Origin of the sequence: Streptomyces sp. NPDC051662, assembly GCF_040681655.1 — a bacterium.
Taxonomy (GTDB): Bacteria; Actinomycetota; Actinomycetes; order Streptomycetales; family Streptomycetaceae; genus Streptomyces.
On the sequence record NZ_JBFAZD010000015.1, the window covers coordinates 69215 to 85025 of the forward strand.

General features: G+C 72.7%; 12 protein-coding genes. 10 read left to right on the forward strand and 2 right to left on the reverse strand.

The window, feature by feature from the left end; all coding sequences use genetic code 11:
• Nucleotides 1-472 precede the first annotated feature (472 nt).
• From AB0M67_RS24530 to AB0M67_RS24565, 8 genes are all read left to right on the forward strand, one after another.
• Nucleotides 473-1675 carry a glycosyltransferase gene (locus AB0M67_RS24530; RefSeq protein ID WP_365748687.1) on the forward strand — a complete coding sequence of 401 codons (1203 nt, stop codon included), beginning with the start codon at nucleotides 473-475 and terminating at the stop codon, nucleotides 1673-1675.
• Complete coding sequence (locus AB0M67_RS24535; protein WP_365748689.1) at nucleotides 1672-3447, forward strand: sugar transferase; 1776 nt, start codon at nucleotides 1672-1674, stop codon at nucleotides 3445-3447. Before AB0M67_RS24530 ends, AB0M67_RS24535 begins: the two co-directional genes overlap by 4 nt.
• Complete coding sequence (locus tag AB0M67_RS24540) at nucleotides 3447-4898, forward strand: O-antigen ligase family protein (protein WP_365748691.1); 1452 nt, start codon at nucleotides 3447-3449, stop codon at nucleotides 4896-4898. The genes AB0M67_RS24535 and AB0M67_RS24540 overlap by 1 nt, the downstream gene beginning before the upstream one ends.
• On the forward strand, nucleotides 4895-6616 hold the full coding sequence (locus AB0M67_RS24545; RefSeq protein ID WP_365748692.1) for a lipid II flippase MurJ: 1722 nt from the start codon (nucleotides 4895-4897) through the stop codon (nucleotides 6614-6616). The genes AB0M67_RS24540 and AB0M67_RS24545 overlap by 4 nt, the downstream gene beginning before the upstream one ends.
• On the forward strand, nucleotides 6606-7475 hold the full coding sequence (locus AB0M67_RS24550) for a polysaccharide deacetylase family protein (RefSeq protein WP_365748694.1): 870 nt from the start codon (nucleotides 6606-6608) through the stop codon (nucleotides 7473-7475). Before AB0M67_RS24545 ends, AB0M67_RS24550 begins: the two co-directional genes overlap by 11 nt.
• On the forward strand, nucleotides 7472-8620 hold the full coding sequence (locus AB0M67_RS24555; protein ID WP_365748696.1) for a glycosyltransferase: 1149 nt from the start codon (nucleotides 7472-7474) through the stop codon (nucleotides 8618-8620). The genes AB0M67_RS24550 and AB0M67_RS24555 overlap by 4 nt, the downstream gene beginning before the upstream one ends.
• 106 nt (nucleotides 8621-8726) lie before the next feature.
• Nucleotides 8727-9404 (forward strand): lipopolysaccharide biosynthesis protein, encoded by a 678-nt coding sequence (locus AB0M67_RS24560; protein WP_365748697.1) that lies wholly within the window; start codon nucleotides 8727-8729, stop codon nucleotides 9402-9404.
• A 118-nt stretch (nucleotides 9405-9522) separates the two neighbouring features.
• Nucleotides 9523-10614 (forward strand): GNAT family N-acetyltransferase, encoded by a 1092-nt coding sequence (locus tag AB0M67_RS24565; protein ID WP_365748898.1) that lies wholly within the window; start codon nucleotides 9523-9525, stop codon nucleotides 10612-10614.
• Between the two features lie 33 nt (nucleotides 10615-10647).
• Here AB0M67_RS24565 and AB0M67_RS24570 read toward each other — a convergent pair whose 3' ends face one another.
• Nucleotides 10648-11835 carry a glycosyl hydrolase gene (locus AB0M67_RS24570; protein WP_365748698.1) on the reverse strand — a complete coding sequence of 396 codons (1188 nt, stop codon included), beginning with the start codon at nucleotides 11833-11835 and terminating at the stop codon, nucleotides 10648-10650.
• Between the two features lie 164 nt (nucleotides 11836-11999).
• Between AB0M67_RS24570 and AB0M67_RS24575 the strand changes: the two genes are divergently transcribed.
• Together AB0M67_RS24575 and AB0M67_RS24580 are read left to right on the forward strand one after the other, a co-directional pair.
• Complete coding sequence (locus AB0M67_RS24575) at nucleotides 12000-13373, forward strand: ATP-grasp domain-containing protein (RefSeq protein WP_365748700.1); 1374 nt, start codon at nucleotides 12000-12002, stop codon at nucleotides 13371-13373.
• 65 nt (nucleotides 13374-13438) lie between these two features.
• Nucleotides 13439-14707, forward strand: coding sequence for an NAD(P)-binding domain-containing protein (locus tag AB0M67_RS24580; protein ID WP_365748701.1), 1269 nt, complete (start codon nucleotides 13439-13441; stop codon nucleotides 14705-14707).
• 90 nt (nucleotides 14708-14797) lie between these two features.
• Here AB0M67_RS24580 and AB0M67_RS24585 read toward each other — a convergent pair whose 3' ends face one another.
• The gene (locus tag AB0M67_RS24585; RefSeq protein ID WP_365748703.1) at nucleotides 14798-15790 is read right to left on the reverse strand and encodes a chaplin; all 993 of its coding nucleotides are present in this window, start codon (nucleotides 15788-15790) and stop codon (nucleotides 14798-14800) included.
• Nucleotides 15791-15811: the final 21 nt, after the last annotated feature.

Here is a 15811-nt window from a genome sequence, read left to right on the forward strand (position 1 = left end):
AGAAGGGCTCCTCGGTCGAAAGGGGACGCTATACGCGCCGGGCGCGATTGCCCGACCTATGCATCAACGCCGCGGGCGCCCGTCGGTTGCGCGTCCGAATGAGTGACGCCCCGTGTGTCGCCTGGCCGGGTGGGGCGACCTGTCGATCGAGGAACAGCCGCTCGTAAGAGTCCTTTTGTACGTTCAGCGCGATTCAGCGCGTCTCACGTGATTTTCACTCCGCCCTCTGTAAAGGTGCCTTCTTGTTTCGATCTTCGAGACGGAGTGTCATTTTGTGGAATTCGGCGGTTCTTGGGGGCGGTAATGAAATCGAGAGGCATCGGTTGACTCAGGTGTTCGATTCGGCGTAAAGCGTGACCCCGGCCGCGCCGGTGCGTTTTTCGTAGGAGCGGACAACCGGAACTGAACTCCGGGCGCCCCGAGCCCGCTCGAAGAGATCGTTTTCCCGTATCCACGAGTGGAGGAGTTGCGCGTGCAGCCACAATGGCACCGGCCCGGGGTCGGCTTCACCGCGCTTCATCTCGTCCAGCCGGTCGACGGCGGAGTGGCGAGGGTGGTCCTGGATCTGGTCGAGGCGCAACTGGCGGCCGGGGTACGGGTGGCCGTCGCCTGTCCCGGGGAAGGGCCGCTGGCCGCGGCGGCGGCCCGGCTCGGCGCCGAGGTCCATGGCTGGCGGGTGACCCGCGACCCCGGGCCCGGACTGGTCCGTGAGGTCGGGCAGGCGGCTCGGGTGGTACGGCGGGTCGGGCCCGATCTGGTGCACGCCCACAGCGCGAAGGCGGGACTGGCCGGGCGGCTCGCCGTCCGGGGCCGGGTGCCCACCGTCTTCCAGCCGCACGCCTGGTCGTTCGAGGCGGTCGAGGGCATGACGGGCCGGCTGGCCGGGTGCTGGGAGCGCTGGGCCGTCCGGTGGACCGACCGGATCGTATGCGTCAGCGACGCGGAACGGCGCACCGGCGAGCGGGCTGGAATTCGCGCCCCGTGGGCCGTCGTCCACAACGGGGTCGACGTCGGACGGTTCGCGGCGGCGGACGGGCCGTCCGGGCCGGCGGACCTGGCCGACACCACCGCCGCGCGGGCCGCGCTCCCGCGGTTGGCCGCCCTCCCGCCGGGCACACCCCTCGTACTGTGCGTCGGGCGGCTCTGCCGGCAGAAGGGGCAGGACATCCTGCTGCGGGCGTGGCGGCAGATCCTTCTCCAGTTGCCCCGGGCGCGGCTGGTTCTCGTCGGGGACGGTCCGGACGCCGAGGTGCTGCGCGCCGCCGCGCCGCCGTCGGTGCTCTTCGCCGGAGCCGTACCGGACACCGCGCCCTGGTACCGGGCGGCTGATCTGGTCGTCCTGCCCTCGCGCTGGGAGGGCATGGCGGTGGCGCCGCTGGAGGCCATGGCGAGCGGCAGGGCCGTCGTCCTCAGCGATGTGGACGGCGCGCGCGAGAGCCTGTCGCCCGGTCACGAGGCGCTCTGTCTCTTTCCGCCGGAGGACCCGCCCGCGCTGGCGGCGGCCATCGGCGCTCTGCTCCGCGACGCGCCACTGCGCGAAGCCATCGGCCGCCAGGGCCATCAGCACGTACTCAGCACCTATGACGTGCGGCAGACAGCGCGGGCCATCGCGGACGTGTACCGCGAAGTCGCCTCAGTGCCGCGCCCCGAACGCAGGGAGCCGATTCCCCAGTGACCACGGAAAGCACCAGCGTTCCGCCGCCGACCGGGCGGGCGCGGACAGCGGAACAGGCCATGGGGCAGCAGGCCCTGGGACAACCGGCGGTGGGGCAGCAGGCGCTGGGACAGCAGACCGTCGGACCTCAGACCCCAGGGCCACAGACCCTGCGGCAGCAGGTCCTGCGGCGTGCTTCGATCGCCTCCCCTCGCGACACCCCGGACCGCCTCGCCCCGTCGGCCCGCCGTTCCTCGGGCGCCACGCTGCGCTTCGGGCTGCCGCTGATCGCCTCGGACGTGTTCGCGGCGCTGCTCTCCACCGTTGTGCTCAACGACGAGCAGCGCGACGCGGTTCTCCTTGTCCAGCTCATCTTCTGGGTGACCGTATTGAACGCGTCCGCCGGGCTCTACCGTCACGGTGTCGTCCTGTCGGGGCTGGATCAGCTGCCCGCGCTGGCCGCCCGGATCGCGGTGGCCTGGTGCGCCGCCGCGGCCGTGCTCGCCGCGTTCCTTCCCTCGCTGGCCGTGGGTGTTCCGGCGCTGCTCGGCGGCTGCGCACTCCAGCTCGTCGTCACCTGCGGAGGCCGCTCGCTCCTGCACACCAGGCGCCGCGCCGTGGCGCGCAACCGGCTGCGGTCCGCGCTGGTCGTCGGGTCGGGGCAGGCCGCGCGGCGGCTGGCCGCGCTGCTCGCCCAGCACCCCGAGTACGGTCTGCGGCCCGTCGGGATCGCCTGGCCCGCCCAGGACGAGGACGAGGCGGACCGGCCCGCCACCAGACCCGGCGGGCGGGACGGCGCGGTGACGGACGCCCCCGCCCTGCCGGTGCTGACCTCGGCCGAGGAGATCCACCGGGCGGTCATCCAGAACGGTGTCCAGGACGCGCTGTTCATCGACCACCGGTTCATCGACCGTGACCGCGGGCTCGGCGGCTCCGGATTCAACGACCCCGGATTCAACGAGCCCGGCTTCAATCAGCCGGGGTTCACCGAACCCGGGTTCCATGACTCCGGATTCCGCGACCCCGGTGCCGCCGACCCCGGCGACGGTACGGACCGTGCGGCCCTCGTCGCGCTGTTCCACGAGTACGGCTGCGCCACCTGGTTCGTCGGCGCCGGGCCATGGGATCTGACCGCCGCGCCCGTCGCCATGGAGCGGCACCTCTGGGGGTTCGCCGCCCGCCGTGTCGAGCCGCCCGCCGCACCCGGCCGCCGCTGCGGAGCGGTCGTCAAACGGCTGCTGGACGTGGTGTTCACGCTTCCGCTGCTGGTGGCCGCCTCGCCGGTCCTGCTGGCCTGCGCGCTCGCCGTCCGGCTCTGCGACGGCCGCGATGTGCTCTTCCGCCAGGAACGCGTGGGACAGCACGGCCGTACCTTCACCCTGCTGAAGTTCCGCACCCTGCGCCCGGCCGACGAGCACGAGTCCGCCACCCGCTGGAACATCGCCAACGATCTGCGGATGAGCTCGGTGGGCAACTTCCTGCGCCGTACGTCGATGGACGAACTGCCCCAGCTCTGGAACGTACTGCGGGGTGACATGAGCCTGGTCGGGCCCCGGCCCGAGCGTCCGTTCTTCGTCGCCAACTTCAGCAAGACCCAGCCCGGTTACGCGGCCCGGCACCGGATGCCCGTCGGGATCACCGGTCTCGCGCAGGTCCACGGGCTGCGCGGGGACACCTCCATCGAGGAGCGGTCGCGGTTCGACAACCACTACATCGACCACTGGTCGCTGTGGCAGGACGTGTGCATCCTGCTGCGGACCGCCGTGTCCCTCGTCCGCCCGGCGGGCAGCTGATGGCCGCCGACGCCACCGGCGTCGTTTTCCCGGGCACCGTCGGGTTCGCCGGGCCGGCCGTCCGTCATCCCGCCGCCCGCAGGACCGCGGGCCGGCCGCTCGCGGTCGCGGGTCCGTGGGGACACGTCCTGCGCCGGTCCGCGCATCTGCTGCCGGCCGTCGCGGTCGTCGCGCTGCTCGCCGTGGACTCGGCGCCGGCCGGGGACGGCTCCGCCGGGTCCGGGAGCGTCGCGGACGCGGCCTCCGGACTGCTCGTCCTGTACTGCCTCGTACGCGTTCTGCGCGACCGGGCCAGGCCGCTGACCCGTACCGCCGCGCTCGTGCTCGGGCTTCCCGTGCTGGGTGTGACCATCGCGGCGATCACCGCCCACGACCCGGCCTCCAGCCTGCCGGGAGTGGCGCGCTACCTCCAGATCTTCGTGCTGGTGCCCGGCGCGCTGCTGCTGCTCCTGCGCGAGCGCCGCGACTTCCGGCTGGTCGCCGGGTCCGTCGTCGTCCTCGCGCTGGTGCAGGGCGCGGTCGGTGTCACGCAGTATCTGACCGGCACCGGCGCCTCGTACATGGGCGAGGAGATCCGCGCGGTCGGCACCTTCGGCCCCACCGACGTGATGGGCATGGCCACGGTCGTCGCGTACGGACTCGTCATCTGCGTCGGATTCGCCCTGAGCCCCGAGGCGGTCGGTGCGGGGCGGCACGCGGCCCAAGTGCGGCGCGCCGTCGCGCTCGGCTGTGCCGGGCTGCTCGCCGTGCCGCTCGCCCTGTCCTTCAGCCGTGGCGCCTGGATCGCCACCGCTGTGGCCGTCGCCCTCCAGCTGACGCTGTCGGGGCCGCGCCGCGCCGTCGTGGTCACGCTCGTGGCCGGGGCGCTCGGCGTCGTACTCGTCGGAGGTCTCGGTATCGGCTCGCAGATGATCACCGAGCGGCTCGACAGCATCACGCGGGTCGCCGACGCGCCCGACCAGTCCGTCACCGACCGGTACACGATGTGGGCCGCGGCCACCGACATGTGGCGTGAACACCCCGTCACCGGCGTCGGGCTGAAGGGCTTCCCCGCCTACCGCGACAGCCACGCCTCACTCGCGCTCTCCGCCGCCAGCGACACCGAGGGCGCCGGTCTCGGCTTCCAGCGTCAGCCGCTGCTCTCCCCGCACAACATGTATCTGCTCGTCCTCAGCGAACAGGGGCTGCTGGGCATCGTCGCCCTGGCGGGCAGCTGGGCGGCGCTCCTCGTCCGCGCCCTGCGCCGGCTGCCCGGCGCGCACCGCTCCCGTACCGGCGCCGACTGCGGCCTCGCCGTCACCGGGCTGCTGGTCTGGCAGCTGGTCGACTTCAGTTACGCGGACATCGGCGGCCCCTCGACCGTACTGACCGCTGTGATGCTCGGCCTCGCGGCCGGCTGGGCCCTCGGGCCTGCCGGGCGGCCCGCTCCGCGTGAGGCCGGTCGCGCGTGAGCGATACGAGGCACTCCCTTCCCGCCGTACCCCCGCAGTCCGGGCCGCCCTCCCCGGCGGGCGCTAAGGGCGGCGGCAGGGGCGAGGGCGGCACAGGAGGCAAGACCCGACCTGGCGCGGAAGGCCGCGGCTCCTTCACCTCCGGACGGTTCCTGGCGCGCGCGGCGTTCCTCACCGCGCTGCTGACCGCCGCCGGAGCGCTGCTCGGGCTCGTCCGCGACCAGACCATCGCGCACCTCTACGGCGCAGGGCCGGACACCGACGCCTTCCTGGTCGCCTGGACCGTGCCCGAGGTGGCCGCCACGCTCCTCATCGAGGACGCCATGGCGCTGATCCTCGTACCGGCGTTCAGCCTGGCACTGGCCCGGCGCGCCACCGCACCGGTCCTGGACCCCGATCCCGTACGGCTTCTGGTGCGCGGCACCCTGCCCCGGCTCTTCCTCGCCCTCAGCGCCGGCTCGGCCCTGCTGGTGGCCACCGCGCCCTGGGTGGTGGCCGTCCTCGCGCCGGGGCTGCCCGAGCCCGGTCTCGCCGTCGACTGCACCCGGCTGACCGCCACCTGCGCCTTCACCTTCGGCATGGCCGGCTACTGCAGCGCGGCGCTCCGCGCGCACGGCAGCTTCACGGCGCCCGCGATGATCTACGTCGCGTACAACGCCGGGATCATCACCACCATGCTGCTGGTCCGCGACCGGTGGGGGGTACGGGCCGCCGCCGCCGGGGTCGCCATCGGCGGCGCGCTGATGGTGCTCGTCCAGGTGCCCGTCCTGTGGCGCAGGCTGCGCGCGCGCCGGCCGGTGGACGTGACCACGACCGATCAGGGACCGAAGGACGCGGGCGGCGGACCGACCGTCGCCCTCGCCCTGCTCGCGCCCGTCATCGTCTTCGCGCTCAGCCGGCAGTCGCAGGTCCTCATCGAGCGGTTCCTCGCCGCGCCGCTGCCGGCCGGAGCCATCTCGCATCTGAACTACGCGCAGAAGGTCGCGCAGATCCCGATGACGCTCTCCATGATGCTGTGCACCGTCACCTTCCCGGTGGTCGCCCGCGCCATGGCGGCGGGGGACACCGAGCGGGCCAGGCTCCGGGTCGAGCGTGATCTCGCGCTCGCCGGGATAATCGTGCTGACCGGCGCCGCGACGGTGGTCGCCTGCGCGCCGCAGATCATCGAAGTGCTCTTCCAGCGCGGCGCGTTCGACCCGGCGGACACGGCGGCGACCGCCGATGTGATGCGGGTGTACGCGCTCGGTCTGCTGGGCCACACCCTCGTCGGGGCGCTCGTACGCTGCTACTTCTCCGCCGCGCGCCCGCTGTGGTTCCCCGCGTTCGCGATGCTCGCCGGGCTCGCGCTGACCACCGGCGCGGGCGCCCTGCTCGTACAGGTGTGGGGCGTGCTCGGTATCGCCGCCGCCAACGCCTTCGGTATCACCGTCACCGCCGCCCTGATGCTGCACGGGGTCGGCCGGCACAGCGTGCCCGTAAGCCTCCGGTTCATGACCGGGGGCCTGGTCAAACTCGGCGCCGCCGCGGCGGCGGCCACCGGCTCCGGATGGCTCTGCGGAGCCCTCGTCCCGTCACCCGTCCTGGGCGCCCTGGCGGCCTGCGTGGTGGTCAGCGCGGTGTTCCTCGTCATCGCGCACGCCCTGCGGGCCCCCGAGACCGACACCATCATCCGCTTCCTCACCCGCCCCCTCACACGAAAGCTCGCGCATGTCCGCTGACACGGTGTCCGCCGGCCCCCTGTGGGCCGCCATGTACCACTCCGTCGCCGACCCCACCGACGATCCCTACCGGGTGACGGTCTCGCCGGACCGGCTCGAACGGCAGCTGCGCTGGCTGCGCCGCCGGGGGCTGACCGGCGTCAGTATGGACCGGCTGCTGCGCGCCCGCGCCGGGGGGCGGGGCGCCGGGCTCGTCGGGCTCACCTTCGACGACGGGTACGCCGACTTCCTGGAACAGGCCGTCCCGCTGCTGCGCCGCTACGCGTTCACCGCGACCGTCTTCGTCCTGCCCGGCCGTCTCGGCGGTACGAACGAATGGGACAGCCCCGGTCCGAGCAAGCCCCTCCTCACCGCCGACGGCATTCGCGCGGCGGCGCGGGCGGGCATGGAGATCGGCTCGCACGGACTGCGCCACACCGATCTCACCAAGGCCGACGACGCGCTGCTCGCGACCGACACCGCGCGGAGCCGCGAACTCCTGCGGGAGCTGCTGCGGAATCTGACCGGCCGTCACGAGGTGGCCGGTTACTGCTATCCGTACGGCTCGGTCGACGCGCGCGCCATCAGGGCCGTACGCGCCGCCGGTTACGCGTACGCCTGCGCCATCGACCCAGGGCCGCTCACCGGCGTGTTCGCGCTGCCCCGCGTCCATGTCGGGGAAGGCGACACCGGTCCCAGGCTGCACCTCAAGCGGCGGCTGCACGGCTGGCGCCGCCGGCCCGTCCCGGCCGGGGAGTACGCCGAGTACGCGGCGCACACCAGACGGACCGCTCAGGACGCGATGGCCATGGCGGGGGCCGTGGCCTCGGCGGTCCCGGTGGCCGCCATGGCCGACACCCGGGCGGCGACGACGACATGAGGGTGCTGCACATCATCACAGGACTCGGCATCGGCGGCGCCGAGCAGCAACTCAGGCTCCTGTTAAGACAGTTGCCGACCGACAGCCAGGTCATCACGCTCACCAACCCGGGAGCGGTCGCCGAGGGCATCGTCGCCGACGGCGTCCCCGTCACCGACCTCGACATGGCCGGGAACCATGACCTCGGCGCCCTGCCCCGGCTCACGCGGCTGATCAAACGCGGACGGTACGACCTGGTGCACACGCACCTCTACCGCGCCTGCCTGTACGGGCGGTTCGCGGCCCGCCTCGCCGGCGTACGGACCATCGTGGCCACCGAACACTCCCTCGGAGCCGTCCAGATCGAGGGCCGGCCGCTCTCCGCGGGCGCCCGCGCCCTCTATCTCGCGGGCGAACGCCTGGGCACCGCGACCGTCGCCGTCTCCGCCACCGTCGCCCGGCGCCTGGAGCGCTGGGGGGTGCGCCCCGACCGTATCCATGTGGTGCCCAACGGCATCGAGGTCGGGCGCTTCGCCTACGACGAGAGCGCGCGCGGCGCGGCCCGCGCGCGCCTGGGAGTGCCCCAGGACGCGTTCGTGGTCGGCGGGGTGGGACGGCTCACCCGCGGCAAACGCTTCGACCGGCTCGTACGGGCCGTCGCCGAACTGCCCGACGCGCGCCTCCTCCTGATCGGTGAGGGACCCGAGCGCGACCGGCTTCTGCGGCTGGCGCGGGAGCGGGGAGCGGCCGACCGGATCCTGCTGCCCGGCGCCTGCCAGGACCCGCCGCCCCCGCTCGCCGCGCTTCCGTCACAGCGCGGGCCGGATCTCCCCTCGCTGCTCGCGGCCATGGACGTGTTCGTCTCCACCTCCCCCGACGAGGCGTTCGGACTCGCCGTCGTGGAGGGGCTCGCGGCCGGGCTGCCGGTCCTCCACGTCACCTGCCCCGCCCTCCAGGACCTGCCAGCCGACGCCGCGCCGGGAGCGCGCCGGGTCAGCGGCTCCGTACCCGGACTCGTCGACGAACTGCGGCGGTTCGAGGAGGAGGGGCCGCGCCGGCTGCCCGTACCCCCGGCCGCGCGTCACTACGACATCGCCCACAGCGCCCACCAGCTGATGACCGTCTACGAGAACGCCGTCCGCGGCCCGGCCCCCTCCGAGAAGTGAGCTGCTCATGACCCCGCACACCAGTCCTCCGCGACGCCCGGCCGCGCGGCGCCGACCCGCAGTCCCCGAACCCGTCCCGGCCTCCGCCTCCGCTTCTGTCTCCGCCATGTCGCGTTGGGTCCGGCTCCCGCTGTCGAGGGTGACGGCGCTGCCCGCCCGCTGGATCGTGCCGGTGGCGGTCCTGGCCGGGACGCTGGCGGGCGGTACGTACGGGATGCTCCGCACACCGCAGTACTCGGCGACCAGTTATGTCGTCGTCGTACCGACGGAGAAGTCCGACCCGGCCGCCGCGCTGGGGTTCGCGACGGCCTACGGGCGCGTCGCCGCGCAGATCGCGCTCATCGGTGACGCGCCGGTCTGGGCCGGGGTGCCCGCGCGCACGCTCCGGGAGAGCGTGCAGACGGCCACCTCGCCGGACGCTCCGATGATCTCCGTGACGGCGACCTCGGACCGGGCCTCGACCGCGGTGAACATGGCGGACGGGGTGGCACGGGCGCTGGTCGTCAACGGCTCCCATATGCAGGGGAGTACGAGGGTGCGGGTGCTCCAGTTCTCCCGCGCGGTCGAGCCGGCCGCTCCGGTGACCCCCTCGGCGGGGCTGTCGGCCCTGGTCGGCGGCTGCGCGGGCGGGCTGCTCGGCGGGCTCGGACTGCTGGTCAGACCGAAACCGCGGCGCGGCGAGTTCCACGCGAACGTACCCGGCCCCGCGACCTCCGCCCAGCCGCATCCCCAGCCGCATAACCAGTCCCAGGCGCAGTCGCTGCCGCAGTCGGAAACGGTGTGAGAGCCTGATGGCCGCCGAATCGAGCGCGCGCACCGCCGCGACCCGCACAGCCCCTCCGGTCGCGCACCTTCGCGTCTTCTCCCCGCTGTTCAGGTCCGCGACGCGGGCGTACGGCCCGATGTTCACCACGGAACTCTGCCGTGATGCCGGCCGCTTTGCCGAACTCGCCCCGGACTGGCATGAGTTGCACCGAAGCTCGCGCACGGCCACGCCCTTCCAGAGCCACTCCTGGCTGCACTCGTGGTGGCTGTCGTACGGGAACCGGCGCGGGCTGCGGGTCGTGCTCGTCCGCCGGGGCGCGAAACTCGTCGCCGCGGCCCCGCTGATGCTCGCCCACCGCCCTCTCCCCGTCCTCGTCCAACTCGGCGGTTCCATCTCCGACTTCTCCGATGTCCTGCTGCACGACGACTGCGCCGAGGCGGCGGCGGGGGCGCTGGCGGCATCGCTCGCGGAACTGGCCCGTACGGCGGTGATCGATCTGCGCGAGGTACGGCCGGGGGCCGCGGCGGAACGAATCTTCGCCCGCTGGACAGGCCCGCGCAGAAAGCTGGACGACTCGCTCTGCCTCGAACTGCCCGGCGTTCCCATGGACGAACTGCTCGGCAGGCTCACCTCCTCACGCGCCCAGCGCGCCCGCGCCAAACTGCGCAAGCTGGACGCGCTGGGCATCGAGGAGCGGGTGGTGCCGAAGGACGAGATCCCGGCGGCGGTCGGGCGGCTGCTGGAGCTGCACCGGCTCCAGTGGCGGGGCCGCGGGGTCACCCCGGAACACCTCAGCGCCCGCTTCGCGGACCATCTGACCCGGTCCGTACGGTCCATGACCGAGTACGGCGAAGCGCGGCTGACCGAGTTCCGGCTGTCCGGCGCGGTGGTGGCCGCGGATCTCACCCTGATGTCCGGCCGGCTGGAGGGCGGCTATCTGTACGGGGCCGATCCGGCGCTGCGTGCCAGGAAGGTGGACGTGGCCACGATGCTGCTGCGGAGCGGGGCGCGGCGGATCAGCGCGAGCGGCCGGGCCACGCTCAGCATGCTGCGCGGCAATGAGCCGTACAAGCACCACTGGCGTCCCGAGACCGTCCGCAACCAGCGGCTGCTGCTCGCCCGGCCGCATCTGGCGCCGTCCTTGCAGTTGCTGGTCGCCCAGGCGGCGGGCCGCGACCGGGCCGCCGCGCTCGTCAAACGACTGCGGGACGGCGGCGCCGGGGGATGACCCCGGCCGCCGCCGTCCCGTACGGGTGGCTGGTCAGCCGTCCTCGCGCCGCGACCAGTTGAGGCGGATGCAGATCTTGCCTCCGAGCCACTTCTCCACCCAGGGACCGAGGTCCAGCGGCGTACAGCTCCCGGGCGGCCGCGTCGGCGGCGGCGTGGGCGTCGGCTCGGGTCGCGGGACCGGTACGGGCTCCGGCTTGAACCCGTACAGCATGGACCGGAACATCTTCGACGACTTGGGATTCTGCCCGCACTGCCAGATGCCGTGCGGGCAGTAGTCGGTCACCGTGTTGTACACCGGTTTGTATGTGTCGATCCATTGGAGCATGCGGCGCATGTATTCCGGGTTGTCACCGTTGCGGAAGAGGCCCCACTCCGGATAGGAGATAACCTTTCCGTGTGCAGCGGCGAAATCCACGTGCTCCTGAAGCCCAAAGGGCTCATTCACCTGTTCATCAAATGTCCGGCCCGGGGGCTGGTCATAAGAATCCATGCCCATGATGTCGACGACATCGTCACCCGGATAGCACTCGGTCCAGGGAATGGCGTCCCGTCCGCGGTTCGGAGCGAAATCGAACCGGAACTTCTGTCCGGGCACTGCGCGCATGGTGGTGACGATGCGATTCCAGTATTTCTTCCACGACTCCGGGTCGGGCCCGCAGCGATGCGTGTACGTGTCCCCGTTCATTTCCCAGCCGAGCACGATCACCGTGTCCGGAACACCCAGGCCGACGAGCCGCTGCGCCAGGGTCTTGAAGTGACTGTCGTAATCGCCCCGCGCGGCCCGGTGCAGCTCAGCGCGGACGAGAGCGTCCGGCACCCGTTCCTCGTTGTGTTCGAGCATGGGGACATTGAGAACGAACAGACGGTTGTCCTTCGCCTTTCGCCATGCGGCCCAGTCCTCCAGAAAGCCGGGACTGCCCTCGATGTTGGACCACACGTCCCCGGGAAGATAGGTGTGCCCCACCCGCAGCTCCCGGCCGCCGAGCCAGCTCTGCATGGAGGCGATGCGCCGGACGCCCTTCGGGCCGTAATCGAGATACGCGCCCATCGCGGGTTCGGGTGCCCTCGGCGGTTTCGGCTTTCCGCGTACCGCCGATTCGTCCGTCGCGGCCCACGCGTCCGCGTCATGGGCGACGGGCGGCGCCGCGCCGGAAGCGAGGAGGCCGGCCGTGACCACCCCCAGGCAGGTGGTCGTCAGCCGTCGTCGTCGAAGGGGCATGTCCGCTCCTCGTGAGTTTGGACCTCTTTCCGTGGCCTCGATCCGCGGTCACGTTGATCACAAAAGTATTTCTAATAAGCCGATCGGGAACCCGGCCTGGCGTTCCAGTAGTCCGTTCGTGAATTTCATCCCCCGCATGGGTTACCGAAATGAAGGACATCAACGTGGCGAGCTTTGACACCCGAGTCCCCGCCGTACTCATGAGGCTCGACCGCAACCCGTTCCACCACGGCACCCTTGGCGCCGTCAGATCCCTTGGCCGCGCGGGGATCGAGGTCCACGCGGTGATCGAGGGCGCGCGCAGCCCCGTGGGGCGCTCCCGCTATCTGCGCCGGGCGCATCTGCGGCCCGACCACCCCACGGATCTGACGGAGTCTTCGGATCTGGCGGAGATTCAGCGGCTGCTGCTCGGGATCGCGGACGGGCTCACCACCCCGCCCGTGCTCATCGCCATGGACGATCTGAGCGCGATCGCGGTGGGCCGGCTGCGGGAGCGGCTCGACGGCCGCTATCTGCTCCCTGAACAGCCGTCAGGGCTGCCCGAACGGGTGGCGGACAAAGCGGAACTGGTCGGGATCTGCGGCACGCTCGGCATCCCCCACCCGCGCACCGTCATCCCCTCGGGCGCCGAGGAGGCCGCGGCGGCGGCCTGGTCGCTCGGGCTGCCGGTCGTGGCGAAGTGGAGCCGCCCGTGGCTCCTCCCGGAGGGGACCGGGCTGCGCAGCACCCTGGTCGTACGTTCCCCGCAGGAGGCCCGCGAGCTGTACGCGCGCAGCGCCGAGGCGGGCAGCAGGCTGCTGCTCCAGGAGTTCCTGCCCCAGGGCCGGGATCTGGACTGGTTCTTCCACGGCTACAGCGGCGGTGGCGGCGAATGTCTGATCGGTGCCGCCGGGCGCAAGGAACGCTCCTGGCCGGTGGGGGCCGGACTGACCGCGGTGGGCCGGTGGCTGCCCAACCCGGCGGTCGAGCGGATGGCCCGTCAGATGGTCTCGGCGCTCGGCTACCGCGGGATCCTCGACCTCGACTTCCGGCTCGACACCGCCACCGGCGCCTACCATCTGCTCGACTTCAACCCCCGGCCCGGCGCGCAGTTCCGGCTCTTCACCGACCGGTCGGGCACCGATGTCGTACGGGCGCTGCATCTCGACCTCACCGGCCGGACCGTCCCCGCGCAGGAGGCGGCGCACGGCAGGACCTTCGTGGTGGAGAACTACGCCCTGCTGTCCTTCCTCGCGTCTCCGCGCTCGTCCCTCCTGTCGCCCTTCGGGCCCAGGGGCGTCCACCGGGACGGGCGCGGCCTGCCGCGGCCCCGGTCCACGGAGGCCGCGTGGTTCGCGCTGGACGATCCGCTGCCCGCGTACGCCATGGCCGTCGCGTGGGTGCTGCATGTCGTACGGCGTGGCTGGCGCAGGCTCAGACGGGCGCTGCCAGGACGGCGTGCGGCCGGTTTCGAGCGGCCCCGCACGTCCCCCGTACGGCAGCGCGGGCGGGGCAGGAACCGCGCGAAGCCACGTCCCCCTGTCTCCCAGACGCCCTGATGAACCGTCCGTCGACCACCCCAAGCCCCCTGTCCGAACCTCCGACACAGAGAACGGGACACACGATGTACGACCTGGTAGTTGTGGGCGCCGGCCCCTACGGACTCTCCATCGCCGCCCACGCGGCGGCGGCCGGCCTCGATCTGCGCGTGTTCGGCAGACCCATGGCCTCGTGGCGGGACAATATGCCACCCGGCATGTTCCTGAAGTCCGAACCATGGGCTTCGAATCTCTCCGCCCCGAAGGGCGCGTTCAGCCTGGCCGCCTACGCGGCGACCCAGGGGGTGGAGGTACGGCACGCCTCCCCGCTGCCCGTTGGCTTCTTCGCCTCGTACGGTCTGTGGTTCGCGGAGCGCGCGGCCCCGCCGGTCGACGAACGTACGATCACGTCCGTACGGTCCTGCCCCGGCGGGTTCCGGCTCGACACCTCCGACGGGACCACCGTCCTCGCCCGTACGGTGGCGCTCGCGGTCGGGGTGATGCCCTTCATCGACATCCCCGCCCCGCTGCGCGGACTCCCCTCGGGCCAGGTGTCGCACAGCAGCCACCACTCCGATCTGGCGCGCTTCGAGGGCCAGGACGTGACGGTCATCGGCGCCGGGCAGGCCGCCCTGGAGACCGCCGCGCTCCTCGCCGAACAGGGCACTGCCGTACGGGTGGTGGCCCGGTCGTCCCGACTGAACTGGAACACCCTGCCGCCGCCCCGGCAGCGCCCCGCCCTGGAGGCGGCCCGCGCCCCGCACACCGGTCTGGGCTGCGGATGGAAGAACTATCTCTACGCGGAGACCCCGGGCATCTTCCGCAGACTGCCCGAGACGACCCGGGCCCGGGTCTTCACCTCGGCGCTCGGCCCCGCCGGCGCGTGGTGGCTGCGGGACCGCTTCGAGCCGGCGGTGGACGTCCGGCTGGGCGAGAGCGTGGCGGGCGCGGCCCGGGCGGACGGGCGCGTACGGCTGGAACTGGTCTCCACCACGGGCCGGGTCGAGACCGTGGAAACGGACCATGTCATCGCCGCCACCGGATTCACCCCGGGGCTCGAACGGCTCGGCCTGGTCGACCGTGAGCTGCGGGCCGGCATGCGGACGGTGCGCCCGAGCAGCGCGCCGGAGGCGAGCGCGGTCTTCGAGTCCTCGTACCCGGGGCTGTTCGTCGCGGGACTGCTGAGCGCCCCGTCCTTCGGCCCCTCGATGCGGTTCGTGTACGGGGCGGCGTATACCGCGGAACGGCTGGTGGCGGGGGTGCGGCGGCGGCTCGGATCACGCGGCGGCTCGCTCGGCACGGTCCGCCAGCGGCAGGCCTCACCGGCGTCGGTGGGGGAGCCGAGACTGTCCTGACGGCGCCGCCCCGGGCCGGGGCGGACGGGACGCGGACACAAACCGGCCGGGAGAATCCGTCGTGATTCTCCCGGCAGGGCGGATACTCCGTCAGACGCGCGAGGCGACGGTGCTGCGGCGGTAGAGGATGCCACCGCCGAGCAGCAGACCGGCGCTGGCCGCTCCCATGGCGAGCATGTTCAGATCACTGCCGGTGGCGGCCAACTGGGTGCTCTCGTCCGAGGCCGCGGGCATGGGCATCGACGCGGGCAGGATCGCGTCGGAGGAACCCCGGGGGGCCGGGGTCCGCGGGTGCGTGGCGGGGCCGGCCGGGTCCACGGCACGGCCGTCCGGCGGCGTGGCGGCCTCGGGCGCCTCGGGGGCCGCCGGAGAGCCGGGGGTGCCGGGGGTCGCGTGGGGCGCCTGCGGGGTGCCGTTCGCGCAGAGATTGCCGAAGACCGGGTTGAGGACGCCGATCAGATCCACCGAGTTGCCGCAGATGTTCACCGGGATGTCGAGGACGGCCTCCAGGGCGTTGCCCGTGAGCACGCCCGGCGAGCCGACGGCGGCGGTGGAGGCGTGCGTGGAGCTGGCGGCCTCGTCGTGGTGCCCGCCCGGGGACGCCTGGCCGGGTACGCCGTGATGCGGCGCGTGGCTCTGGGGCGGGGCCGCGGGCGTGGTGGCGTCGTCCGCCTGGGGAGCCGGCCGCGTCGCGTGCGCGGGCGGAGCACCGTGCGCGGGGGGAGCACCGTGGGGCGCGGGGTCCGACTGGGGCCCTGGAGCTGCCTCGGGTCTGGGCGCACCCTGGGGTCCCGGGGCCGCGTGGGGCGCGGGAGCCGGATGTGACGCGTGTGTGGGCGCGCCCGGCGAATTGGCGCAGGCATTGCCGAAAGCCGGGTTGAGCACCCCGATCGGATCCACCGTATTCCCACAGACATTGACCGGGATCTCCAGAGGCACCTGAACGGTGTTCCCGGACAGCACGCCCGGTGAGCCGACGGCCGCCCCGTCGGCGTCCACCGCTTGGGCGTAACCGCCGCTCATGGAGAGGACACTCGACGCCGCGGCGGCGGTGAGCAGTCCTTTACTGATGAGATCTCGCATCTGGTTCTCCTCCTGCTCGCC